The sequence below is a fragment of the Parerythrobacter aestuarii genome (assembly GCF_030140925.1).
Classification (GTDB): Bacteria; Pseudomonadota; Alphaproteobacteria; order Sphingomonadales; family Sphingomonadaceae; genus Parerythrobacter; species Parerythrobacter aestuarii.
This window is the reverse complement of the sequence record NZ_JARBWD010000001.1, coordinates 2,027,587-2,050,741: the sequence shown is the minus strand read 5'-3', so window position 1 is coordinate 2,050,741 and position 23,155 is coordinate 2,027,587. Positions and strand designations below refer to the sequence as shown.

General features: G+C 62.5%; 22 protein-coding genes. 14 read left to right on the top strand and 8 right to left on the bottom strand.

The window, feature by feature from the left end:
* Positions 1–10: 10 nt before the first annotated feature.
* The 3 genes from QPW08_RS10020 to purF all read right to left on the bottom strand — a co-directional run bounded on the left by QPW08_RS10020 (position 11) and on the right by purF (position 2,664).
* Positions 11–364 (bottom strand): PilZ domain-containing protein, encoded by a 354-nt coding sequence (locus tag QPW08_RS10020; RefSeq protein ID WP_284125671.1) that lies wholly within the window; start codon positions 362–364, stop codon positions 11–13.
* 110 nt (positions 365–474) lie between these two features.
* Entirely contained in the window at positions 475–1,188 is a 714-nt protein-coding gene (locus QPW08_RS10015; protein WP_284125670.1) for an SDR family NAD(P)-dependent oxidoreductase, read from the bottom strand.
* Positions 1,189–2,664 (bottom strand): amidophosphoribosyltransferase, encoded by a 1,476-nt coding sequence (purF, locus tag QPW08_RS10010; protein WP_284125669.1) that lies wholly within the window; start codon positions 2,662–2,664, stop codon positions 1,189–1,191.
* A gap of 174 nt (positions 2,665–2,838) precedes the next feature.
* On the opposite strand from purF, the gene QPW08_RS10005 reads away from it, so the two are divergent.
* The 9 genes from QPW08_RS10005 to QPW08_RS09965 all read left to right on the top strand — a co-directional run bounded on the left by QPW08_RS10005 (position 2,839) and on the right by QPW08_RS09965 (position 12,576).
* Positions 2,839–4,080 carry a lipoprotein-releasing ABC transporter permease subunit gene (locus QPW08_RS10005; protein WP_284125668.1) on the top strand — a complete coding sequence of 414 codons (1,242 nt, stop codon included), beginning with the start codon at positions 2,839–2,841 and terminating at the stop codon, positions 4,078–4,080.
* Complete coding sequence (locus QPW08_RS10000) at positions 4,073–4,747, top strand: ABC transporter ATP-binding protein (RefSeq protein WP_284125667.1); 675 nt, start codon at positions 4,073–4,075, stop codon at positions 4,745–4,747. The genes QPW08_RS10005 and QPW08_RS10000 overlap by 8 nt, the downstream gene beginning before the upstream one ends.
* Positions 4,748–4,840: 93 nt before the next feature.
* On the top strand, positions 4,841–5,368 hold the full coding sequence (locus QPW08_RS09995) for a hypothetical protein (protein WP_284125666.1): 528 nt from the start codon (positions 4,841–4,843) through the stop codon (positions 5,366–5,368).
* Positions 5,365–5,844, top strand: a complete 480-nt coding sequence (locus tag QPW08_RS09990; protein ID WP_284125665.1) for a glutathione peroxidase — start codon at positions 5,365–5,367, stop codon at positions 5,842–5,844. Before QPW08_RS09995 ends, QPW08_RS09990 begins: the two co-directional genes overlap by 4 nt.
* Before the next feature lie 31 nt (positions 5,845–5,875).
* Positions 5,876–6,229 carry a hypothetical protein gene (locus QPW08_RS09985; protein ID WP_284125664.1) on the top strand — a complete coding sequence of 118 codons (354 nt, stop codon included), beginning with the start codon at positions 5,876–5,878 and terminating at the stop codon, positions 6,227–6,229.
* 237 nt (positions 6,230–6,466) lie between these two features.
* Positions 6,467–9,946, top strand: a complete 3,480-nt coding sequence (gene dnaE, locus QPW08_RS09980; RefSeq protein WP_284125663.1) for a DNA polymerase III subunit alpha — start codon at positions 6,467–6,469, stop codon at positions 9,944–9,946.
* Between the two features lie 89 nt (positions 9,947–10,035).
* The gene (locus QPW08_RS09975) at positions 10,036–11,634 is read left to right on the top strand and encodes a long-chain fatty acid--CoA ligase (protein ID WP_284125662.1); all 1,599 of its coding nucleotides are present in this window, start codon (positions 10,036–10,038) and stop codon (positions 11,632–11,634) included.
* Positions 11,627–12,145 (top strand): GNAT family N-acetyltransferase, encoded by a 519-nt coding sequence (locus QPW08_RS09970; protein WP_284125661.1) that lies wholly within the window; start codon positions 11,627–11,629, stop codon positions 12,143–12,145. The genes QPW08_RS09975 and QPW08_RS09970 overlap by 8 nt, the downstream gene beginning before the upstream one ends.
* Positions 12,142–12,576, top strand: coding sequence for a DUF1330 domain-containing protein (locus QPW08_RS09965; protein WP_284125660.1), 435 nt, complete (start codon positions 12,142–12,144; stop codon positions 12,574–12,576). The genes QPW08_RS09970 and QPW08_RS09965 overlap by 4 nt, the downstream gene beginning before the upstream one ends.
* Before the next feature lie 75 nt (positions 12,577–12,651).
* Here the strand turns inward: QPW08_RS09965 and QPW08_RS09960 are convergent, their stop codons facing one another.
* From QPW08_RS09960 to QPW08_RS09940, 5 genes are all read right to left on the bottom strand, one after another.
* A complete protein-coding gene (locus QPW08_RS09960; protein WP_284125659.1) occupies positions 12,652–13,155 on the bottom strand; it encodes a YbjN domain-containing protein in 504 nt (167 codons plus the stop codon).
* 89 nt (positions 13,156–13,244) lie between these two features.
* Positions 13,245–14,345 carry a PA0069 family radical SAM protein gene (locus QPW08_RS09955; protein ID WP_284125658.1) on the bottom strand — a complete coding sequence of 367 codons (1,101 nt, stop codon included), beginning with the start codon at positions 14,343–14,345 and terminating at the stop codon, positions 13,245–13,247.
* A 38-nt stretch (positions 14,346–14,383) separates the two neighbouring features.
* Entirely contained in the window at positions 14,384–14,911 is a 528-nt protein-coding gene (gene moaB, locus QPW08_RS09950) for a molybdenum cofactor biosynthesis protein B (protein WP_284125657.1), read from the bottom strand.
* Positions 14,911–16,686, bottom strand: coding sequence for a lytic transglycosylase domain-containing protein (locus tag QPW08_RS09945; RefSeq protein ID WP_284125656.1), 1,776 nt, complete (start codon positions 16,684–16,686; stop codon positions 14,911–14,913). The genes moaB and QPW08_RS09945 overlap by 1 nt, the downstream gene beginning before the upstream one ends.
* Before the next feature lies 1 nt (position 16,687).
* Positions 16,688–17,473, bottom strand: a complete 786-nt coding sequence (locus QPW08_RS09940; RefSeq protein ID WP_284125655.1) for a uracil-DNA glycosylase family protein — start codon at positions 17,471–17,473, stop codon at positions 16,688–16,690.
* A gap of 86 nt (positions 17,474–17,559) precedes the next feature.
* Here QPW08_RS09940 and QPW08_RS09935 point away from each other — a divergent pair, with 86 nt between their 5' ends.
* From QPW08_RS09935 to ilvD, 5 genes are all read left to right on the top strand, one after another.
* The gene (locus QPW08_RS09935; protein WP_284125654.1) at positions 17,560–19,212 is read left to right on the top strand and encodes an electron transfer flavoprotein-ubiquinone oxidoreductase; all 1,653 of its coding nucleotides are present in this window, start codon (positions 17,560–17,562) and stop codon (positions 19,210–19,212) included.
* A gap of 28 nt (positions 19,213–19,240) precedes the next feature.
* Positions 19,241–19,528 (top strand): hypothetical protein, encoded by a 288-nt coding sequence (locus tag QPW08_RS09930; RefSeq protein WP_284125653.1) that lies wholly within the window; start codon positions 19,241–19,243, stop codon positions 19,526–19,528.
* A gap of 18 nt (positions 19,529–19,546) precedes the next feature.
* Positions 19,547–20,359, top strand: coding sequence for a 4-(cytidine 5'-diphospho)-2-C-methyl-D-erythritol kinase (locus QPW08_RS09925; RefSeq protein WP_284125652.1), 813 nt, complete (start codon positions 19,547–19,549; stop codon positions 20,357–20,359).
* Positions 20,356–21,087, top strand: coding sequence for an N-formylglutamate amidohydrolase (locus QPW08_RS09920; protein ID WP_284125651.1), 732 nt, complete (start codon positions 20,356–20,358; stop codon positions 21,085–21,087). The genes QPW08_RS09925 and QPW08_RS09920 overlap by 4 nt, the downstream gene beginning before the upstream one ends.
* A 220-nt stretch (positions 21,088–21,307) precedes the next feature.
* Positions 21,308–23,155: a dihydroxy-acid dehydratase gene (gene ilvD / locus QPW08_RS09915; RefSeq protein WP_284125650.1), complete on the top strand. Its 1,848-nt coding sequence runs from the start codon at positions 21,308–21,310 to the stop codon at positions 23,153–23,155.

Genomic DNA, 23,155 nt, shown 5'->3' with positions numbered 1-23,155 from the left:
CGCTGCCGGATCAGATCAGCGGGCGGAACATCCCCGAGTTTCCGGAATAGCGGGCGAGAATGTTGTCGTGGACGATTGGACTGAGAAGGTCGGCAAAGGCGCAACCAACGATGCAATTGTCCCACCAGACGACGTGCGCCATCTGCGATTCGAGACCGGGCAGCGTGAGCCACACGACTTGTCCCTCGTGCATCCGGTTGATCGCCGCGGCACTGAAACCCGAGATCGAGAGGTCGTGGACCACTGTCTGGAACCGGCGACCGCCCGATGCACGCATCTGCGCGGGAATCGAGAGTTTGGTGCGCGGGGCGCAGCGGTCTTCCTGCGCTGCAATGCTGTAGCGATCGTCTGCGGTATCGAACATGGCTGTCTTCCCTCTCCACACGCACTTGGCGGCGCGCGGTAGGGGAACCATGCAGGGGGAGAATTTACCTGCAGGTAATGATCGAGCCTTAAGGGAAATTAACCAAGCCGCTAATTGACGCGTTCGCGGTGGCCGGTGGGGAACTCCTCTTGCAGGAGCGCAACCAGGCGTTCGGCCACGGCTTCGGGCGGTTTGACCGTCTGCGGATCCTCGCCGGGATAGGCCTTGGCCCGCATGTTCGTGCGCGTGGCCCCGGGGTCGACTATGGCGACCCGCACCTGGCTGATCTTCTCGATCTCCTGTGCATAGCACTGGAGCAAATTGTCGAACGCCGCCTTGCTAGAGCCATACGCCGACCAATAGGCCCGAGGGGTTTCCCCGACGCTGCTGGTAAGCCCGATCACGCGACCGGCATCAGCGCGCTTCAGCAATGGGTCGAAATTGGCCAGGAGCGCTTGCGTGGCGAGGACATTGATCGTCAACGCCTGGTTGAATTGCTTCTGGTCGATCTGTGTAACTGGTGTGAGCATCGGCAGGTAAGCAGCTGAAATAACGAGATAGTCAAGTGCATCCCAGCGCCCGGCAATGGCCGTGGCGAGGCGCGCGACACCGTCTGGCTCGGTCAGGTCTACCGGGGCGATGGTGGAACTTCCGCCGGCCGAATGAATGGAATCTTCAACCGCTTCCAGGCCCTTTACATCGCGCGCTGTCAGCACCACGTGGGCCCCGCCGGCAGCGAGCGCTTTCGCAGTGGCAGCACCAATCCCCTTGGACGCGCCGGTAACAAGGGCAAGCTTGCCCGAAAAAGGTTTGGTTTCAGGCATTCAGGCGACCTTGTTTACAGGGAAAGACAGCTGCGCTGTGCCTTTTTCCTTCATTTCGAGGTCGGTCAGCGAGGTCGGGTAGTCACCGGTAAAGCAGGCATCGCAAAACTGCGGGCATTTGGCGACGCGTGGCTTCTCGCCCACGGCGCGGTACAGACCGTCGATCGAGACGAATGCCAAGCTGTCGGCCTTGATATACTCGCGCATCGGCTCGAGTTCCATCTGCGCGGCCAACAGCTTGTTCCGCTCCGGGGTGTCGACACCATAGAAGCAGCTGTGCGCCGTTGGCGGGCTGGCGACGCGGAAGTGGACTTCCTTGGCACCGGCGTCACGCATCATCTCGACGATCTGAAGCGAAGTGGTGCCGCGCACGATCGAATCGTCGATGAGCACGATGCGCTTGCCTTCGACCATGGCGCGGTTGGCGTTGTGCTTGCGCTTCACCCCGGCATGCCGCGCACCATCGGAAGGTTGGATGAAGGTACGCCCGACGTAATGCGAGCGGATGATGCCGAGCTCGAACGGGATGCCTGATTCCTGCGCGTATCCGATCGCTGCCGGAACGCCGCTATCAGGTACCGGCACGACCAGGTCGGCTTCGCACGGGCTTTCGATGGCGAGTTGCTGACCGATGGCCTTGCGCGCTTCGTAAATGCTGCGCCCGTCGAAAACCGAATCGGGGCGGCTGAAATAGACATGCTCGAAGATGCACGGGCGTGAGGGGCTCTCGCCAAAAGGCCGGAAGCTCTTCACCTTGCCTTCGAAATCGACCTCGATCAGCTCTCCCGGCTCGACTTGCCGCTCGAATTGTGCACCGACCACGTCGAAGGCGACGGTTTCGGAGGCGAACACCACGGCATCCCCCATCCGGCCCATTTGCAGCGGGCGGATGCCGAGCGGATCGCGGCAGGCGATCATGCCTTCGGGCGTCATCACGATCAGCGCATAGGCACCTTCGACCAAGCGCAGTGCGTCGACCAACCGGTCGCGCAGGGTTGGATAGCGGCTGGTTGCAACGAGGTGGATGACCACCTCGGTATCGCTGGTAGACTGGAAGATCGCACCTTTCTGCACCAGCTCGGCCCGCAGCGCACCGGCGTTGGAGAAATTGCCATTGTGCGCGACGGCAAAACCGCCGGTGGCAAGGTCGGCATAAAGCGGCTGGACATTGCGTAGGCCCGCGCCGCCGGTGGTTGAATAACGGACATGTCCGGCAGCCATGTGGCCCGGCAACTCGGCAATCGATTCGGGGCTGGAGAAGTTCTCTGCCACATGGCCGAGCCCGCGCCGGGTGAAAAAATGCTTGCCGTCGAAACTGGTTATGCCGACAGCTTCCTGCCCGCGATGCTGCAGGGCGTGAAGGCCCAGCGCGGTCGCCGCAGAAGCGTCATCGCCGGCGTTGATGGCGCCAAACACGCCGCACTCTTCGCGCAGCTTGTCGCCATGCTCATCGTAAAAGGGATGGGTAGTGATCATCAAACACGCGCCCGCAGCTGCCCCGATGCGCGCCTCAATGGCGATGTTACGGTGCGATTACAAGGGTCGATCGGCGGCTTTCCTAAGCCGTCTATAACCATGGCCAATTTCATTGCGCAGAAAGGTAGTGCTTCCTAGAGGGGAAGGCCTTCAGGCAACCGACCGGAACTGCTCTTGCTGCTCAGCCCCTTCGAATGGACCATTGCCAAGCGCTACCTGCTCCCGGGCAGGGGTGAGGCGTTCATCGCGCTCGTCGCCGGGATCAGCGTGGGCGTGGTGATGCTGTCGGTGGCGATGCTGGTCATCGTCATGAGCGTCATGAACGGTTTCCGCGCTGAACTGCTCGACAAGATCGTGGGTGTGAACGGCCATGCCATCGTCCAGGCTTACGGCGGCAGGCTGGATGATTGGGAAAGCGTGCTGGAGGATGTGAAGGCAACGCCCGGCGTCACCGATGCTTCCCCACTGATCGAACAAGCCCTGCTGGCGAGCTATGACGGAAGGGCTGTGGCGGTTTTCGTGCGCGGCAACACGCAGGAAGATATCGCCGCGCTCGGCGACAAGGTCATCATGGGCAACCTTGATCGGTTACAGCCGGACGCGGGTGTTGTCGCCATCGGAGCCCGGCTGGCGGAAAACATCGGCGTTCGGGTAGGCGATACCATCACCATCATCAATCCGGCCGGGCGCACCACGCCCTTCGGCACCGTCCCGCGCCAGATCGGCTACGAAGTCGCAGCCATCTTCGAAGTCGGACTGTACGATTACGACGAAGCGTTTGTCGTCATGCCGATCCCCGATGCGCAGACCCTGCTTCTGATGGGCGACACAATCGCCATGATCGAAGTTAAGACCGAAAATGCGGACAACGTTGGTGCCATCATGGCACCGCTCGAACAGAAACTCAGCGGCCGGGCGCAGGTGCGGACCTGGCAGCAGATCAATGGCTCGATATTCGAGGCCTTGCAGGTCGAGCGGGCAGCGATGTTCTTTGCCTTGAGCTTCATGGTGGTCGTCGCTGCGTTCAATATCCTTTCAAGCCTGGTGATGCTGGTTCGGGCGAAAACGCGGGATATCGCCATCATGCGCACCATGGGCGCAACACGGAAATCCTTGCTCAAGATCTTTGTAACGACCGGCTTTACCGTTGGGGCGATCGGAACTGTCGCGGGCCTGATCCTTGGCACAGTGGTGCTTTACTTCCGCGAGCCCATCGTCTCGTTCTTTGCCTTTGTGACAGGGCAGGAATTGTGGAATCCCGAAGTGCGGTTCCTCACAACGCTTCCGTCGAAGGCCGATCCGTTGGAGATCGCCGGGATCATCCTGCTGGCTCTGGTGATGAGCTTCCTTGCTACGCTCTATCCGGCGCTGAAAGCGTCGAGCACGGATCCGGTCCAGGTATTGCGTTATGAGTAGCCCCGTCGTGGAATTGCGCGGCGTCACCCGCAGCTTCGAGCAGGGCGACACCCGCATCGATGTGCTGCGCGGCGTGAACCTGGCTGTGCAGCCCGGCGAGATTGTTGCGCTGCTTGGTCCGTCCGGCTCCGGCAAATCGACGCTGCTGCAAGCGGTCGGCCTGCTCGAAGGCGGCTTCGGCGGCGAAATCATCATCGCCGGCACTCCGGCGGAAAAGTCCGATTCGCATGCGCGGACGACGCTGCGGCGCGACCATCTGGGCTTCGTTTACCAGTTCCATCACCTGCTGCCCGATTTCAATGCGCTGGAGAACGTCATCCTGCCGCAGATGATTGCGGACAAGACCCGCGAAGAGGCTGAAGTGCGGGCGGAGGAGTTGCTCCGCGCACTCGGCCTCGGCGAACGGCTGGACCACCGGCCGAGCCAGCTCTCGGGCGGTGAACAGCAGCGTGTGGCCGTCGCCCGTGGCCTCGCCAACAAGCCCGAACTGGTGCTGGCCGACGAGCCAACCGGAAACCTCGACGAAGCGACATCCGATAAAGTGCTTGAACAGTTCCTGTCGCTGGTCCGCGGAGAGGGCAGTGCGGCGCTGATCGCTACCCATAACGAGCGGCTGGCTCTGAAAATGGACCGGGTCGTTCGCCTGCATGACGGCGTTCTCGAATAGGGTCTGCCGAGCGAGGGAGGTCGCTGGTCGATCCACCATTGCCTGACCGAACCCTTCGATGCCCTCCTTCCTCCGCATGAAAAGGGGGACTTAATGATCTCGACAATGGCTCTTGCCGTATTGCTGCAGTCGACGACACTGCCGCAGCCCACACCGCCGCACCTACTGCCTCCACCACAGTGCACCAGTGAAGCCCATGGGCAGTTCGATTTCTGGGTCGGCGAGTGGGACGTCTACCCCAATGGGCAGGACATCAAGGTCGCCGATAGCCGGATCGAGAAGAAGCACGGCGGGTGTGCCATCATCGAAAACTGGATGCCGCTGCGCGCACGGGGCGGGACCAGCCTCAATCATGTCGATCCTGAAACCGGAATCTGGCACCAGAAATGGATTGGTTCTTCCCCCGGGGCAGTCGAATTCAGTGGCGGGTTGGCCGATGGCAAGATGGTGCTGACCGGCAACTGGCCAAGTGCCACCGCGCCGCACCAGCTGATCCGGATGACATATTCACTGCAGAAAGACGGCAGCGTGCGACAATTCGGAGAGGCCTCGACGGATCATGGCCTTTCGTGGCAAGTGTCGTTCGACTTCATCTATCGACCGAAAGATCCCGACGCATGACCACGATTGCGGATTTCAAAGTAACCAACAACCGCGGCGAGGAAATCGACCTCGCCGACAAGAAGGGCAAAGTCCTGCTGGTGGTCAACACCGCCAGCAAGTGCGGCTTCACCCCGCAATATGACGGGCTGGAAGCGCTCTACCAGAAGTACAAGGACCAGGGCTTCGAAGTGCTCGGCTTCCCATGCAACCAGTTTGGCGCGCAGGAGCCGGGTAGTGCCGACGAGATTGCCGAGTTCTGCAAGATCAACTTCGGAGTCACCTTCCCGCTGATGGATAAGGTCGATGTCAATGGTGCCAACGCCTCGCCGGTGTTCGACTGGATGAAGGGCGAAGCCAAGGGGCTGATGGGCTCCACCGGCATCAAGTGGAACTTCACCAAGTTCCTGATCGACCGCGAAGGCAATGTCGTGAAGCGCTTCGCCCCGCAGGATTCGCCGAGCAGCCTCGAAAAGCACATCGAGAAGCTGCTGTAACCGCCTTGCCTGAAGCGTCGAAAGGCCCGTCATGCTCGAAGCGATCAACACCTGGATCCTGGCGCAGGGGGCGCAGTACAATGTGAACCCCTATGTCTTCGTGACGATCTATGTCGGGGCGATCCCGTTCTTCTTCGCCTCCATCGCGTGGCTGGTGAAGAATGCCCGCGCCGGCAAGTCGACCGTGCTGCCGACAATGCTGGCGGGGTTCTTCTTCGTTTCGGCCTATATCTACCTCGCCATTTTCGGGCAGGATATCCCGTTGTGGGTGTGGATATTCCTCGCCGCGCTGGTGATCTATGGCGCGGTTTCGCAGGTGCGCGAGACGAGGAAGAAGATCGCTGCGACGAAGGGTGGGGAGGAAAACACTCCCTCTCAAACATGACGCGTCGCCCCTGCGCAGGCAGGGGCCCAGATAACTTCTGATGTAAACCAGCGCGCCGATGATCGTCCACGGCGCCCATGGCTGCCACCGTCCCGACAACAGCTACGGCATCTAGGCCCCTGCCTGCGCAGGGGCGACGGCAATGGATTGGTGTGGGCGCCGGTTTTGAACCGGATTATCCCCAATCCGTGCCGCGCCTGCTTTGCGAATCCCGGCGCAATATCCATAGTGCCTGTCATGGCTTTCGCACCCTTCGTCCCCTTGCGCGTTTTGTCGAGTTACTCGATGCTTGAAGGGGCGATCGATCCCAAGGCGCTGGCGAAACTGGCCAAGGAACGCGGCTTTCCCGCCATCGCCATTTGCGACCGCAACGGACTCTATGGCGCGGTCGCCTTTGCCGGGGCGTGCAAGGACGAAGGCATCCAGCCGATCATCGGCGCGCTGGTTGGCGTGGCGCGGCCTGACAGCGATGCGATCGACCACCTGCCGCTGTTTGCGCAGGACGATGCCGGCTACCTCAACCTGTGCCACCTCGTCAGCAAGGCGCATCTGGACCGGCCGGTGGAGCTGGTACCGCATGTCTCGCTGGACGATTTTGCCGGGCACACCGACGGGCTGATCGCACTGACGGGTGCCAGCGAGGGCGCGCTGACGCGGCTGCTGGCCGAGGGGCAGCGCGACCATGCCGCGCGCTATGTCGAGCGCCTCGAAGCGCTGTTTCCCGGGCGGCTGTACGTCGAACTGGCCCGGCGCGGGAACGAGATCGAGATCGCTGCCGAAGAAGCGCTGATCGAACTGGCCTATGCCCGCGACCTGCCGCTGGTGGCGACCAACCCGGCCAATTTCGCCGAGCCCGGCTTTGCCAAGGCGCATGATGCGATGCTGTGCATTGCCGGCAGCTACAAGCTGGAGGAAGAGGAACGCCCGCACACTGACCCGCAGGCTTGGGTCAAGTCGGCGCGGATGATGGAGGAGATCTTCGAAGATCTCCCTGAAGCGACCGCTAACAGCCTCGTGATCGCCCAGCGCTGCGCCTATGCGCCGCCCTATCGCGATCCGATCCTGCCCAGCCTCGCCGGCGACCTGGAAGGCGAGGAGCGGATGCTGCGCGAGCAGTCCATCAAGGGATTGGAAGCACGGCTGGAGCCGTATGAGGAGCTGACGGAGGACGAGCGCGCCGAGTATTTCGCACGGCTCGATTACGAGATCGGGATCATCAACCGGATGGGATTCCCCGGTTACTTCCTGATCGTTGCCGACTTCATCCAGTGGGCCAAGGACAATGGCATCCCGGTGGGGCCGGGGCGCGGTTCAGGCGCGGGCTCGCTGGTCGCATGGGCGCTGACCATTACCGATTTGGACCCGATCCGGCTGGGACTGCTGTTCGAGCGCTTCCTCAATCCCGAGCGCGTGTCCATGCCGGACTTCGATATCGACTTCTGTGAAACCCGTCGCGGCGAGGTGATCCGCTATGTCCAGCAGCGCTATGGGCATGACAAGGTCGCGCAGATCATCACCTTCGGCAAGCTCAAGGCAAGGGCGGTGCTGCGCGATGTCGGGCGCATCGCCGACTATGGCTACAATCGTACCGACCGGCTCTGCAAAATGGTGCCCAACCACCCGACCGACCCATGGACCTTGCCGCGCGCGCTCAACGGTTCGGCCGAGTTCAAGGCCGAGTATTCCAACGACAACGACACCAAGGCGCTGATCGACCTGGCGATGCAGCTGGAAGGGCTGCCGCGCAACAGTTCGACCCATGCTGCAGGCGTGGTGATCGGCGACCGCCCGCTGAGTCAGCTGGTGCCGCTCTATCGCGACCCGCGCTCGGACATGCCGGTGACGCAGTTCGACATGAAGCATGTCGAATCGAGCGGGCTGGTGAAGTTCGACTTCCTTGGGCTGAAAACGCTGTCAGTCCTGCAGAAGGCAGTCGACCTGCTCGCCAGGCGCGGGATCGAAGTCGATCTCGGCGCGCTCGCATGGGATGACGAGGCCGTTTACGACCTCATGAAACGCGGCGACACGGTGGGGGTGTTCCAGCTGGAATCCGAAGGCATGCGGCGCACGCTGACGGCGGTGAAGCCGACCAAGTTCGAAGACATCATTGCGCTCGTTTCGCTGTACCGCCCCGGTCCGATGGACAACATACCGCTGTTTGGCAAGCGCAAGGCCGGGCTTGAGCCGATCGAGTATCCGCATGCCAAGCTCGAGGAAATCCTGGCCGAAACCTACGGTATCTTCGTTTACCAGGAACAGGTCATGCAGGCGGCACAGATCCTCGCCGGCTACTCGCTCGGCGATGCAGACCTGCTGCGCCGCGCCATGGGCAAGAAAAACCAGGCCGAGATGGACAAGCAGCGCGCAATCTTCGTCGAAGGGTGCGCGCGTGTGTCGGACATCAATGCAGAAAAGGCCAACGAGCTGTTCGACTTGATCAACAAGTTCGCCGGCTATGGCTTCAACAAGTCACACGCCGCTGCCTATGCGTTGCTCGCTTACCAGACCGGGTGGCTCAAGGCACATTACCCAGAGGAATTCTACGCGGCGTCAATGTGCTTCGACATGCACCAGTCGGAAAAGCTGGCGATCTTTGTCGATGATGCGCGCCGGGGTGGGCGCGAGGTCGCACCGCCCGATATCAATGCGTCCGAAGCCGAGTTCACAGTCGAACGGACCGATGATGGCTATGCCGTGCGCTATGCGCTGGCGGGCATTCGCAATGTTGGCGAGAAGGCAATGGCGGCCATCGTCGGCGAGCGGGAGGCGCATGGCGAGTTCGCCAGCCTGGCAGACCTGTTCGAAAGGCTGCCGCAAGGGGCAATGAATTCGCGCCAGCTTGAGGCGTTGATTGCCGCCGGAGCGCTCGATGGACTCGAGCCTAACAGGGGCCTGCTTGCCGCCAATGTCGACTTGCTGCTCGCTACTGCCGACGCAGCCCTGCGCGAACGCAACAGCGGACAGGAAGCGCTGTTCGGGGCCGAGGACATGGCCGCCGACGATACGTTGCGGCTGAAGGAAGCTGATGATTGGGACCGCGCCACCCGAATGGCGAAGGAACGCGAAAATTTCGGATTCTATTTCTCGGCCCATCCGGTCGAGACCTACCGCGATGTCGCCAGCGCCAATGGTGCACGTTCCTATGCTTCGCTGATGCAGGGCGGCGCGCCCGCTGGCGGGCGGGCCAAGGCGATGATGGCGGCGATGGTCGAGAAAGTGAACATGGGCACTACGCGGCGCGGCGGGCAGTTCGTTCGCGCTGACTTCTCTGACAGCTCGGGCCAGTTCAGCGCCGCTTGCTTTGAGGAAGGGCTGGTCGAGAACTTCAAAAAATGGGCGGCTGATGGAACCTGCGTCCTGCTCACGGTGGAACTGGACTCCCCGTCGCCTGATGAACCGCCGCGCGTGACCGTGCGCAGCGCTCGCCCACTTGATGCGGTCGCAGGGAGCCAGAGGATGCTGCTGGCGCTCGACGTTCATAGCCAACAGGCGCTGAGCGAGCTGGAGCTGGTGTTGCAGCCCGGCAAGGAAGGCCATGGCGAAGTGCAGGTCAGGCTCGATCTCGGTGAAGGCGAGCATTGTCTCATGCGGTTGGGTCATGATTTTCAGCTCGACGGCAAGCTGGCTGAGCAGCTGCAAGCGATCGAGGGCGTCGGCAAGGTCAACCTGATCCCCAAGACTGGCCCACAGGGGCGCAGGTTCAATCGCGCGGCCTGAAACCAAGCATTTCCGCCATTTTCGGGCTTGCCGTGCGGGCAAATCACGCACATTCTGCCTGCAAACATAACTTCATAAGAGGAGAGAGCATGTCATTGGGAGCCATGCAGGACTGGACCATGCGCGTGACGCACGTGATCGATCACGCGGCGCGCGAAGCGGGCACGCGCGAGATCGTGACGCGCTGGGCCGACGGTAGCGAGACGCGCACCAACTGGGCCGGGGTCCGCACCGATGCACTGAAGATGGCACAAGCGCTACAGGCCTTGGGCATCAAGAAGGGAGAACGGGTCGCCAGCCTGGCCATGAACCACTCGCGCCACCTGGTCAGCTGGTATGGCGTCGCGGGCATGGGCGGGGTGCTCCACACCGTGAATCCGCGCCTGTTCGAGGACCAGCTCGAGTATATCGTCAACCATGCCGAAGACCGCGTGATGCTGTACGATGCAGCGTTCCAGCCGATCATCGACAAGATGCGGGATCGCTGGACAACCGTCGACCATTACATTTGCTACGATTCGGGCGAACACAGCCAGTCCTTCGAAGACTGGATCGGCGCGCAGGATGGCAATTTCGAATGGGTCACCGGCGCGGAGACCGACCCGTGCATGATCTGTTACACATCCGGCACCACCGGTAATCCCAAGGGGGTGCAGTACGAACATCGCTCTACTGTGATCCACGCGCTCGCAGGGCTGCAACCGGCCTCATTCAATTTCAGCGCATCGTCAGTGATGTTGCCGGTCGTGCCGATGTTCCATGCCGCCAGTTGGGGCCTGCCCTATGCCGGTGCGATGGCGGGCATCAAGTTTGTCTTCAGCGCAGTCAACGATCCGGCGGTGCTGCACCAGCTGATGATGGACGAAGGCGTAACCGACAGCGCCGGCGTGCCCACGGTGTGGCTGGCGCACTTCCAGTATTGCGACAAGGAAGGCATCGACCTGCCGCCGCTCAAGGCCGCCACTATCGGCGGTTCGGCGTGTCCGCGCTTCATGATCGAACGACTGATGAAGAATGGCACCCGCGTGCAACACGCCTGGGGCATGACGGAGACGAGCCCGATTGGCACCGTTGGCGGGCCGACCTGGGATTGGGACCAGCTCAGCTTCGAAGAGAAAGTCAACAAGACGGCGATGCAGGGTCGGCCGGTGTTCGGTGTCGAGCTGCGTACGGTCGACCTCGACGACATGATGACGGAGCTTCCACGCGATGGTGAAAGCTCGGGCGCACTGCAGATCCGCGGTCCATGGATCATCAAGCGCTATTTCAAGGCCGAGCAGGATGCCGTGAACAATGAAGGCTGGTTCGATACCGGCGATGTCGGGATTATCCACCCCGACGGTACGCTGCAGTTGACCGACCGGACCAAGGACGTGATCAAGTCCGGCGGCGAATGGATCAGCTCGGTAGAACTGGAGAACGCGGCGGTCGGGCATCCGGCTGTGGCAGAGGCTGCCTGCGTCGGCATGCCGCACCCCAAGTGGGATGAGCGCCCGGTGCTGTTCGTCGTCAGGAAGGAAGGTGCCGAGGTGACCAGTGACGAGATCACGGCGTTCCTGACTGACAAGGTCGCCAAGTGGTGGCTGCCCGATGCGGTCGAATTCGTCGATGACATCCCGCACACTGCTACCGGCAAGATCAGCAAGAAGGATTTGCGCGACCGCTTTGCGGACTACACGCTTGCCTGAGCTGCACATCCGGCCCGCGCGTAGAGATGATGCGCGGGCCGTTTCTGCGATCTACGACTACCACGTGGCCCACGGCACCGCGTCGTTTGACAGTGAAGGGCCAAGCGAGGCCGGGTGGGCCGGCAAGATCACCGATGTCCTCGCGCATGGCTGGCCGTTCCTCGTCGCCGACCGGGATGGGGAGGTGCTGGGCTATGCCTACGCTACGCAATTCCGCCCGCGGGCCGCCTATGCGAGAACCTGTGAGAACAGCATCTACGTTGCCGATACAGCGCGTGGCACCGGCGTTGGCACCGTATTGTTGGGACACTTGCTCGATGCTGCCCGCGAAAGCGGGTTCGAGCAGATGATTGCTGTCATCGGCGGCGGCGAGCCGGCCTCGGTTGCGCTCCATGGCAAGCTCGGCTTCGTTCACGCCGGCCGCATGCGCAATGTCGGCTTCAAGTTCGGACGCAAGCTCGATACGGTGTATATGCAATACGATCTGACAGGAGGGGACACCCCGGCATGACCGACGTTTTCATAGATCCCAGCCCGGCCAATTTCGCGGCCTTCAAGGCGTTACCACGCGACGAGCCGATCCATATGCTCAACCTGCTGCGTTACCGCGAGCTGGCGGAATACCCTGAGGGGCACCAGCACCACGGCAATGGCTGGAGCGGGCGGCGAGCCTATCAGGAATACGGCAAGACCAGCGGCCCGATCTTCAGCCGTGTCGGTGGTTCGATTGTCTGGCGGGGTGCGTTCCAGACCATGGTGACCGGACAGGATGACATGCGCTGGGACGATGGTTTCGTCGCGCAATACCCCAACAGCGGGGCTTTCTTCGAGATGATCAAGGACCCGGATTATCAGCTGGCTGTCATGAATCGGACTGCCGCCCTGGTCGATAGTCGATTGGTGCGATTCAAGCCGGGCGAAGCCGGCGAAGGTTTCGGCTAACTCACATTTCCTTGTGCCAGGAAAAAGGGCACACCGGATCGAGCCGGTGCGCCCTTTTCAACGTCATTAGACCGATCAGCCTTCGGTGTAGATCGTCTCGCGCATCTTCTGCAGCATCTGCGAATAGACCACGAGCTGCATGCGATAGTTTTCCATGGTGATGCCGCCATCGGCAATCATGTAGGCCTGGACCACCGGGCGGCCATCGTCGGTGAGGTAGCTTTTCCCGGCTGACCAGCGGCGGTTGTAGTCGACCACCAGCCGCTCGATCTCGGCATCGCTCTTGTCGCTGGGTTTGCCAAAGCGGGCCGAGATATTGGTGCCGAGACATTGCCCCGTCGCGCAGGCGGTGAAATTGGCAGTCGCGGCGGTGCCGTTGGGAAACTTGATCAGATAGCCATCATTGGGGCTGTCTTCGATCGTACCACCCATTTCCACCACTACTGCGCGCAAGGTTGGCAGGTCGAAATGCTTGATGATCCGCGATTCCGAAAAACTCTGCGCATTGGCAGGTGCCGGTGTCACGGCAACGGTAGCGGTGCCGAGAGCAAGTGCGGCGGCGAAGAACATAGTACGCATGGTATTCCCCCTCTGTGCGATCTGGTGTGAAGCTAACACCGTGGTTCTAGCAATCGCAACCCTTGAAACCCTTGTAATAACACGACCGCTTACAGCAGCCTTAACTGGCCGTTCAACGTAGGTTTGCGGAAATGGCTGGTGTCGAGCTCGAACCGGGCCTTGCCGATCCCGGCACGCTTGCAGGCGAGGGCGAAGCGGGCACGGAATAGATCGGCCCACACCCCGGTGGGTTTTAGGCGGCTGAAGAAATTGGGGTCGTTGTCCTTGCCCCCTCCTGTCGCGTCGGCACGGATCGAGCGGACGATACTCATCACCTTGCCGGCCCGGTCGGGATAGTGGACCTCCAACCACTCGCGAAACAGCGGCGAGACTTCGTGCGGCAACCGCAGCGGAATCCATCCGACGGAGGCAACTCCGAGTGCTGCGGCGCGCTGGACTATCTCTTCCATGAATTGATCGGTGACGGCGGGGATAACGGGTGCGACGGAGCAATGCGTGGGGACACGTGCGTCTGCCAATCGTCCCAGCGCGGCGAGTCGCTTGGCCGGCGAGGCGGCGCGCGGTTCCAGCTTGCCTGACAGGACCGGATCGAGCGAAGTGACGGAAATTGCTACGGCCACCAGCCGCTTCTTCGCCATTTCCTCCAGCAAGTCGAGATCGGCCAAGACCCGGTCGGATTTGGTGGTGATGGTAACCGGATGGCGCGCATCCAAGCATACTTCCAGCACCTCACGCGTGATACGATAGCGGCTCTCGATCGGCTGGTAGGGATCGGTATTGGTACCCATCGCGATCGGGCGAGGGGTGTAGCGCGCTTTGGCCAGTGTTTGCCGCAGCAGGTCCGCTGCATTGGGTTTGGCAAAAAGCTTGGTCTCGAAGTCCAGCCCTGGCGACAGGTCGTGATAGGCGTGGGTAGGGCGCGCAAAACAATAGACACAGCCGTGCTCGCAGCCGCGATAGGCGTTGATCGAGCGGTCGAAGAAGATGTCGGGCGACTGGTTGAAGCTGAGGATCGACCTGGGATGTTCCTCGATGACTTCAGTACGCAGTTTAGGCGGTTTGCCATCCAGCAATTCCATATGGTCGCGCCATTCGCCGTCAGTCTCGCGCGGGGAAAGGCCGAACCGGGTCGATACGTCACCCGACTGCGCGCCTCTCCCGGCGACGGGTTTCTCGCAAGTTTGCTCCATCACTGTTGAATAGAACAAATATGGAACAAATGGAAGTGTCAGCGCTCCCTGAGGCGCGGCATCAGCTCGACGAAATTGCAGGGCTTGTGTCGGCTGTCGAGCTGGTAGTGCAAGATGCCGTCCCAGCCGTCTTTCACCGCGCCATTGGAGCCCGGCAGGGCAAAGATATAGGTTCCGCGGGCCACCACCGCGCAAGCGCGCGATTGCAAGGTGCTGGTTCCGATCTTCTCGAAACTCAGCCAACGGAACAGCTCTCCGAAGCCTGGGATGTCCTTGCTCTTCACGCGGTCGAGTGCTTCGGGAGTGACATCGCGACCCGTCAGGCCTGTACCGCCCGTGGTGATGACCGCGTCGATCTCCTCATCATCGATCCAGCGGTGCAAGTGAGCAGCGATTTCTTCGACACTATCGTGGCTGATCTCGCGTGCGGCCAGCTCGTGACCCTTGGTTGCGATGCGCTCGGCAAGGATATCGCCCGAGGTGTCATCAGCCAGCGAGCGCGTGTCGGAAATGGTCAGCAGCGCGATGCGGATCGGCTTGAAAGCAAGGCTCTCGTCGATCGCCATCAGTCGGCCCGGGCGAGCAGCACGCCGTCACTCCCGGCGAGACCGGGGAAAGTCGGCCACTTGCCCTCTGCCAGCGCCTTGCGGCTGGAGCTTTCGACATCGGCCTGTCGCTCATACATCCAGTAGTTGCGCATAACGATGGCGACATAGCCGCGCGTTTCCCAATAGGGGATGCTCTCCATGTAGAGCAGTGCATCGCCCTGGTCGCGCACTTCGGTGTTCCAGCGAGTAACGGGGGTCAGGCCGGCGTTGTAAGCTGCCATGATCTTGGGCAGCAGGCCGCCGGTCGCCCCGCTGTCGCGCAGCATCTGCAGATGCTTCTGTCCGAAGGCGAGATTGACTTCCGGGCGCGAGAGATTTCCGGCGGTGCCGCGCACGCCAACCCTTGCCTCGTGGTCACGCGCAGCGGCGGGCATGATCTGCATCAGGCCGCGCGCACCGGCCGGGCTTACGACACGCGGCTGGAAGACCGATTCCTGCAAGGTATGGGCATAAGCGAGCGCAGGGTCGACCTGCCAGCCATCGACCGGTTGCCATTTCGGTGCCGGGAAGCGCAGCGCCGGATCCGGAGTGCCGCCGCGCGGCGCATTGTGCGCCATCCACAGCTGGGTCGAGGGAAGGCCAAGCTCGCGGGCGAGCCGCGACAAGGCTTCGTAATTCGAAGGGTCACCGATGCGCGCTTCGTGACGCAGGATCTCGTCCGACAGATCGTCGCGCCCGATTTCAGCAAGAGCGACCGCAGCGCGGACATTGTCATTGCCGCGCAGCTGCTGCCAGTCGGCTGGCGAAAGATCGGGCGTTTCGCCCTGATCGGGCAACTTCTGGCCCAGCTGCTCGCGCGCGAGCATGCCATAGAGCGTCTCGTGCATCATCGCCGCACCGCGCAATTGCTCGGCAGCTTTCTCCGGCTCGCGGCAACGGATCAGCGCGCGGCTGGCCCAGTAATAGGCGGCTGCGCCAAGCTCGGGGTTCATCGCCCACGAGGCGGCCCGGCGGAAGCTGTCGGCGGCTTCGTCGCAATCGCCTATACGCCAGGCGGCGAGGCCGGCGACCCATTCACCTTCTGCAACCCATGCGCCGGAGCCATCGAGCCCGACGGTCTTGGCCATCGCAAGGGCGGCGGCGTCCTGGTTCTCGATGTAGTAACTCCAAGCCACCCGCTTGCGCCATTCGGCCCGGGCCTCTGCGCTGAGCGAGGCATCGATCCCGTCGAGCAACTGGCGAGCACCATCTGGATCGTCATTCTTGATCCGGTCGAGAATGGCGCTGCGGACCGAGTCCGGCATGGAGCCGTCGCGCACCGAACCGGGGGCGACGCGCTTGGTGATGTAGGGTTTGCGCACAAAGCTCTGCTCGCGCGGCAGGTAAGGCGCCGACATAAGCCCGCGCTTGAGGCCGAGGTTGGAAATCTGCTCTGCCATCGGCAGTTGCGTCCCGCTGGCAAGCCAGGCCTGGATTTGCGGCAGTTCGACTCTGGGGCTGTTGGCGTGGAGGTAGTATTCCGCCAGTGCGACCTGGTGCAGCGGGCCCTCGGCGCGATCCTGCAAAAGCTTGTCGACGGCGTCCCACTTCTCGTCATCGATTGCGGCAAACAGCTCGCGATAATAGCCTTTGTCGGAGTTGCTCAGCAGGTCGGGGATATTGTTGCGTTCGGCCCGAGCGCGGAAATAGTCGGCAGCCGAGCTGTTGGCATGAGCCGGGATAGCCGCAGTGAAAGCAGCGCCAGCGAGCATGGTGGCGGCGGCAAGGGAGCGGAACGTTCGTGTTGTGACCATGTCAGCCATCCGAAAAATCGAGCCACTGTCGCCAGAACTGGGAGCGAAACCCCCCGCGTCGCGCCAAATTGGCGAGATCGCGCGTCGGCAACAGCGGAATGCTTCGACCGTCATGGTTAAAAACCCGTAAACTTGCAGGGTCTTGCGCCGATTCGTGCGGAATAAGCGCCAGAATGTCGCGTCCGAAGACAATCAGTCGCTGGGGGGCCACCAAACCGATATGGTGGGCAAGCAGTTGGCCGTATCCTGCACCGGCCACTTCGCCCCAGTCAGGGCGCAAGGTGTGGCGGGGCAGGACACTGGCGAAATAGATACTGTCGACGGCTAACCCGGCAGCGCGCAGGAAGCCTGTCAGCACTTGTCCCTGCGGCCCGCCGAGAAGCCGGTCGCTGTCCGTCTCCTCGGGCTCTCCCACGACCACCATCAGCGGTGCATTTACCGCGCCGCGTGGGGCAATGCGGGGAAATGCACCGGTTGGCGCAAAATTTTCATCCTCGAACCACCAGCGCTGGAATGTGGCCAATTCGTCGGGCCAATCGCCAGGTTTTCCCGGCACTTTGGCCAGTCCTTCGATCTCTGCACCGATGCTGCGCGGCGGAGGCGGTGCGGGCTTGGGCGGGGGCGCTGGAGCAGGCGCTGTCGTAGCGTCAGCGGTTGCAGGCGCGGTCTCGACATCGAGCCAGCCGCTCGGTTCATCGAGCGCATCGGTACCGATTCCGGCCAACCGCCACCATTCGATGGCGCCGGCGATTTCATCGGCAGAAATCAGAGGGGATTGCGCGGTCATGGCCTTGCGCAGGTCTTGACCTCTGACCTGCCAGCAATCAAGGCTTTCCGGGCATTTTCACCCGTTTCAATCAGGGGCGAGACAGAATGACGATCGAACGCGAATCCATGCCATGCGATGTAGTGATCGTGGGGGGCGGCCCAGCTGGCCTGTCCGCCGCGATCCGGCTCAAGCAGATCAACGAGGACCTCGAAGTCGTCGTGCTCGAGAAGGGCTCGGAGATCGGCGCGCATATCCTGTCCGGCGCGGTGGTCGATCCCAAGGCGCTCGACGAGCTGCTGCCCGAATGGCGCGACATGGATTGCCCGATGGCGGAAACCCCCGTCACCGATAACTGGCACTGGGTGCTGAGCAAGAACGGCAAGCTCGGCATGCCGCACCTCGCGATGCCGCCGTTCCTCTCCAACAACGGTTGTTACACCGGCTCGCTCGGCAATCTCACCCGCTGGCTCGGCGAGCGCGCGGAAGAGCTCGGCGTAATGGTCTTCCCGGGCTTCCCCGCTGCCGAAGTGATGTTCGACGACAAGGGCGCGGTGAAGGGCGTCATCACGCAGGACATGGGCATCGCCGCCGACGGCAGCCACAAGGACGATTTCCAGCCCGGCATGGAAATCGAAGCCAAATACACGCTGTTTGCCGAGGGCGCGCGCGGCAACCTCACCAAGCAGATGAAGGCCAAATACGACCTCGAGGCGAATTGCCAGCCGCAGGTCTATGGCTTGGGCATCAAGGAGCTGTGGGACATCGATCCGGACAAGCACGTCCCGGGCCGCGTGATCCACACCCAAGGCTGGCCGCTGTCCGAATCCGACAGCTGGGGCGGGGGCTTCCTCTACCACCAGGCCAATGGCCAGGTCGCCTTGGGCTTCGTCACCGCGCTCGATTACGAGAACCCGTGGGTTTCGCCTTACCAGGAATTCCAGCGCTGGAAGCACCACCCGGCGATCCGCGAATATCTCGAAGGCGGCAAGCGCGTCGCATACGGCGCGCGCGCGATCAACGAAGGCGGCTGGCAGTCGGTGCCCAAGCTCGCCTTCCCGGGCGGCGCGCTGATCGGTTGCGCGGCAGGCTTCGTCAACGTGCCCCGCATCAAGGGCAGCCACACCGCCATGAAGAGCGGGATGTTGGCGGCCGAATCCGCCGCCGCCGCCATCGCTGCCGAGCGTGAACATGACGAGCTGGCCGACTACGATGCCAACCTGCGCGAAAGCTGGATCGCGACCGAGCTCAAGAAGGTGAAGAACGCCCAGCCGGCCGTCGCCAAGTTCGGCGGCGATATCGGCACCGTGCTCGCCGGCATCGACATGTGGATGCGCACGCTCAAGATCGGTCTACCGATCACCATGAAGCACACGCCTGACTACACCCACACCGGCCGCGCCGATCTCTATCCCAAGATTGACTATCCCAAGCCCGATGGCGAGATCAGCTTCGACCGGCTGACCAATGTCGCCTACAGCTACACCAACCATGCCGAAGACCAACCCTGCCACCTGCAGCTCAAGGATGCCGAGTTGCAGAAGGCCAGCGAACTGGCGGTCTATGGCGGCCCCTCGGCGCGTTACTGCCCGGCGGGCGTCTATGAATGGCTGACCGACGAGGACACCGGCGAGGCGAAGTTCCAGATCAACTCGCAGAACTGCGTCCACTGCAAGACCTGCGACATCAAGGACCCCAACCAGAACATCAACTGGACCACGCCTGAAGGCGGCGGTGGGCCGAATTATCCGAATATGTGATTGCTGACAGAATTGGAGAGGCGTTCTCTTGTCTTGGTTTGACGAAAGCCATGGGGATAGGATTCTCCTGATCTTTTCTGCGCTTGGCGGGCTTCTTGGTGCCGCTCATGGGTTCTCAGTGGGAGGTCTGGGCGGCGCAATTCTATTTCTGATTGTCGGTGGGATTGGAGGCGCACTTGTTTCAGGCCTCGTAACATGGATCTTTAATCCTGAGGCTGTCGCAGGCTGCATGATGATTCTTGCTGCGGTCGCGGTTGTTGCCATTCCACTTCTCATCATTGCTGCAATCGTGGGATTATGGGGCGTAGGAATCTGATTGCCAAAGAGTCGAGAGTTGCGAACTTCAGATACCGCCTACGCCAAGATCAACCTGGCGCTGCATGTGCGGCGGCGTCGGGAGGATGGGTATCATGAGCTCGAGACGCTGTTCGCCTTTGTCGACAAGGGTGACCGGCTGACGGCGCGGGCGGCGGAGCAGGATGCGCTCGAAACCGTCGGTGAGTTCGCCACCGCGCTCGACAATCCGTTCGACAATATTGTGATGCAGGCGCTGGGCGCGTTGCCGCGTCCGGGCGGGCTGGCGATCACGCTGGAGAAGAATCTGCCCGTCGCCGCCGGGCTGGGCGGCGGCTCGGCCGATGCCGGGGCGGTGTTCCGCATTATCGAACAGATGCATGGTCTGCCCGACGACTGGGAGGAGCGCGCGGCGAAGCTCGGCGCCGATGTGCCCGCCTGCGTCAAGAGCTTCACCTGCGTCGGGCGCGGCACCGGCACCGAGTTGGAGCCGATCGACAGCGATCTCGCCGGAACCCCGGTGCTGCTCATCAATCCGCGTGTTCCCTTGAGCACCGGGCCGGTTTTTGCAGCGTGGGATGGCGAGGATCGCGGGCCGCTGCCCGAAGGCGATGCCCGCGCCGTCATGCTTGCCGGACGCAACGACTTGGAAGCGCCCGCCATCGCCCAATGCCCTGTGATAGCCGATGTGCTGGCGGCGCTTGGGGAAACAAACCCGCTGCTCGCCCGTATGTCTGGTTCAGGGGCAACGTGTTTTGCGCTCTACCACAGCGAGGATACCGCGCGCGACGCCGCCGCAAGGCTGGCTTCCTCGCACCCGGACTGGTGGCAGATGCAGGGAAGGCTGAGATGATCTACGACGACAATCCGTACCGGCAGGTGGGCGAACCCATCCCGGGCAGGATCGTCTGCGTGGCCGACCATGCCTCCAACTTCGTGCCCGATGAGGTCGAGCTCGGCATCGATCCGGCGCTGCTGCAGAACCACATCGCCTATGATATCGGGACCGAAGGGATCGCCGACCGGCTGGCACGCCGCCACGGCATCCCCGCGCATATCGCCTGCGTCAGCCGCCTCGTGATCGACTTGCACCGGCATGCAGACCAGGACGGAGTCATGCCGACCACCAGCGACGGGCACTTGATCCCCGGCAATATCGGCGCCGATCTCGAGAAGCGGTTGAGGCTCTACCACCGGCCCTATCACACGGCGCTGGAGGCATGGCTGGAGGTAGCGCGGCCCGAGCTGATCGTTGCCTTGCACAGCTTCACCCCGACGCTGGAGACCAGCGACGAGGAGCGCCCGTGGGAAGTCGCGCTGCTCTATAACCAGGACGACAGCGCCGCGCGCCACGCCATCCGCCTGTTCGAGGAGGAAGGGCTGACCGTCGGCGACAACCAGCCCTATTCGGGCAAGCTGCTCAACGCGACGATGGACCGCCATGCCGAAGCGAAGGGGCGGCCCTACCTTACCATCGAAGTGCGGCAGGACCTGATCACGACCGAGGCCGACCAGGCCCGCTGGGCGGCGCTGATTGCCGATGTCGCCAACCGCACGGCGCTGGCGCTCAAGGGCGTTTGATCAACTCCCGTCACCCCGGCCTCTGAGCCGGGGTTCCACTGCCTTTAGCGCGCCACTCGAAGAAGTGGGGCCCCGGATCAAGTCCGGGGCGACGGCTGGAATTGAGGGTGCCACGAGCCAAAACTCAACCCTCAAGCGCCCAAAGAAAATCCGTTTCGACGAGAGACGCCCATGGTCTAGAACTGGTGTGCACACCAATCGCACTGCTAGGACCCGACCCATGCCCGCCTATCGTTCCCGCACTACCACCCATGGCCGCAACATGGCCGGCGCGCGCGGATTGTGGCGCGCGACGGGGATGAAGGACGAGGATTTCGGCAAGCCGATCATCGCCATCGCCAACAGCTTCACCCAGTTCGTGCCGGGGCACGTGCACCTGAAGGACCTGGGCCAGCTGGTCGCGCGCGAAGTCGAGGCGGCAGGGGGTGTGGCCAAGGAATTCAACACCATAGCTGTCGATGACGGGATCGCCATGGGCCATGACGGGATGCTCTATTCGCTCCCCAGCCGCGACCTCATCGCCGATAGCGTCGAATATATGACCAATGCCCACTGCGCCGATGCGCTGGTGTGCATTTCCAACTGCGACAAGATCACGCCGGGCATGCTGATGGCGGCGCTGCGGCTCAATATCCCGGTGGTGTTCGTCAGCGGCGGCCCGATGGAGGCCGGCAAGGTGGTGGTGAAGGGCAAGGAGAAAGCGCTCGACCTCGTCGATGCGATGGTTGCGGCGGCAGACGACAGCTATTCCGACGAAGAAGTGACCGCGATCGAGCAGAACGCCTGCCCGACCTGTGGTTCTTGCTCGGGCATGTTCACTGCCAACTCGATGAACTGCCTGACCGAGGCGCTGGGCCTCTCGCTGCCCGGCAATGGCTCGACGCTGGCGACCCATGCCGACCGCGAGGCGCTGTTCAAGCGGGCGGGGCGCCTCGTCGTGACGCTCGCCAGGCGCTATTACGAGGAAGATGACGAAAGCGTCCTGCCGCGCAGCATCGCCAGCTTCGAAGCCTTCGAGAACGCCATGAGCCTCGACATTGCCATGGGCGGCTCGACCAACACGGTGCTTCACCTGCTCGCTGCCGCGCACGAGGCAGGGGTGGACTTCACCATGAAGGATATCGACCGGCTCAGCCGTCGCGTGCCGTGCCTTTCCAAGGTCGCCCCGGCCAAGGACGATGTGCATATGGAAGACGTCCACCGCGCCGGCGGGATCATGGCGATCCTCGGCCAGCTTGAGCGGGCCGGGCTGCTCCACACCGCGCTGCCCACAGTGCACAGCCCGACCATGGGCGATGCGCTGGATGACTGGGACATCAGCCGTACGCAGAACAACAAGGTCCACGAATTCTTCGCCGCCGCGCCGGGCGGGGTGCCCACGCAGGTCGCGTTCAGCCAGTCGGCGCGGTGGGAAAGCCTCGATCTCGACCGCGAGAACGGCGTCATTCGCAGCCCCGAGCATGCCTTCAGCCAGGATGGCGGGCTGGCGGTGCTCTATGGCAATATCGCCGAGGATGGCTGCATCGTGAAGACCGCCGGGGTCGACGAAAGCATCCTCACCTTCAGCGGGCCGGCGAAAGTCTACGAGAGCCAGGACGATGCCGTCACTGCGATACTGACCGAACAGGTCAGGGAAGGCGATGTTGTCGTCATCCGCTACGAAGGGCCGCGCGGCGGGCCGGGGATGCAGGAAATGCTCTACCCGACCAGCTATCTCAAATCGAAGGGACTGGGCGCGGCCTGCGCTTTGCTCACCGATGGACGCTTTTCGGGCGGCACCTCGGGCCTCTCGATCGGCCATGTCAGCCCTGAAGCGGCAGAGGGCGGGGCGATCGGATTGGTCGAGGATGGCGACCTGATCGAAATCTCGATTCCAGACCGCGCGATCAACCTCGCGGTCTCTGACGAAGTGCTGGCCGAACGCCGCGCTGCGCAGGAAGCCAGCGGCTGGAAGCCTGCGCAGGAGCGCCCGCGCCAGGTCAGCCAGGCGCTGCAAGCCTATGCCGCCATGACCACCAGCGCTGCGCGCGGCGCCGTTCGCGATATCTCGCAGCTTAAGCGAAGCTGA

Bases quoted from the DNA above. Each gene is read 5' to 3' on its own strand.
- QPW08_RS09975 (WP_284125662.1), top strand. From the start codon at position 10,036: ATGTCATTGGGAGCCATGCAGGACTGGACCATGCGCGTGACGCACGTG.
- QPW08_RS09995 (WP_284125666.1), top strand. From the start codon at position 4,841: ATGATCTCGACAATGGCTCTTGCCGTATTGCTGCAGTCGACGACACTG.
- QPW08_RS09940 (WP_284125655.1), bottom strand. From the start codon at position 17,473: ATGACCGCGCAATCCCCTCTGATTTCTGCCGATGAAATCGCCGGCGCC.
- QPW08_RS09955 (WP_284125658.1), bottom strand. From the start codon at position 14,345: ATGGAGCAAACTTGCGAGAAACCCGTCGCCGGGAGAGGCGCGCAGTCG.
- QPW08_RS10000 (WP_284125667.1), top strand. From the start codon at position 4,073: ATGAGTAGCCCCGTCGTGGAATTGCGCGGCGTCACCCGCAGCTTCGAG.
- purF (WP_284125669.1), bottom strand. From the start codon at position 2,664: ATGATCACTACCCATCCCTTTTACGATGAGCATGGCGACAAGCTGCGC.
- QPW08_RS09935 (WP_284125654.1), top strand. From the start codon at position 17,560: ATGACGATCGAACGCGAATCCATGCCATGCGATGTAGTGATCGTGGGG.
- QPW08_RS10020 (WP_284125671.1), bottom strand. From the start codon at position 364: ATGTTCGATACCGCAGACGATCGCTACAGCATTGCAGCGCAGGAAGAC.
- QPW08_RS09945 (WP_284125656.1), bottom strand. From the start codon at position 16,686: ATGGTCACAACACGAACGTTCCGCTCCCTTGCCGCCGCCACCATGCTC.
- QPW08_RS09960 (WP_284125659.1), bottom strand. From the start codon at position 13,155: ATGCGTACTATGTTCTTCGCCGCCGCACTTGCTCTCGGCACCGCTACC.
- QPW08_RS09920 (WP_284125651.1), top strand. From the start codon at position 20,356: ATGATCTACGACGACAATCCGTACCGGCAGGTGGGCGAACCCATCCCG.
- QPW08_RS09965 (WP_284125660.1), top strand. From the start codon at position 12,142: ATGACCGACGTTTTCATAGATCCCAGCCCGGCCAATTTCGCGGCCTTC.
- QPW08_RS09990 (WP_284125665.1), top strand. From the start codon at position 5,365: ATGACCACGATTGCGGATTTCAAAGTAACCAACAACCGCGGCGAGGAA.
- moaB (WP_284125657.1), bottom strand. From the start codon at position 14,911: ATGGCGATCGACGAGAGCCTTGCTTTCAAGCCGATCCGCATCGCGCTG.
- dnaE (WP_284125663.1), top strand. From the start codon at position 6,467: ATGGCTTTCGCACCCTTCGTCCCCTTGCGCGTTTTGTCGAGTTACTCG.
- QPW08_RS09985 (WP_284125664.1), top strand. From the start codon at position 5,876: ATGCTCGAAGCGATCAACACCTGGATCCTGGCGCAGGGGGCGCAGTAC.
- ilvD (WP_284125650.1), top strand. From the start codon at position 21,308: ATGCCCGCCTATCGTTCCCGCACTACCACCCATGGCCGCAACATGGCC.
- QPW08_RS10015 (WP_284125670.1), bottom strand. From the start codon at position 1,188: ATGCCTGAAACCAAACCTTTTTCGGGCAAGCTTGCCCTTGTTACCGGC.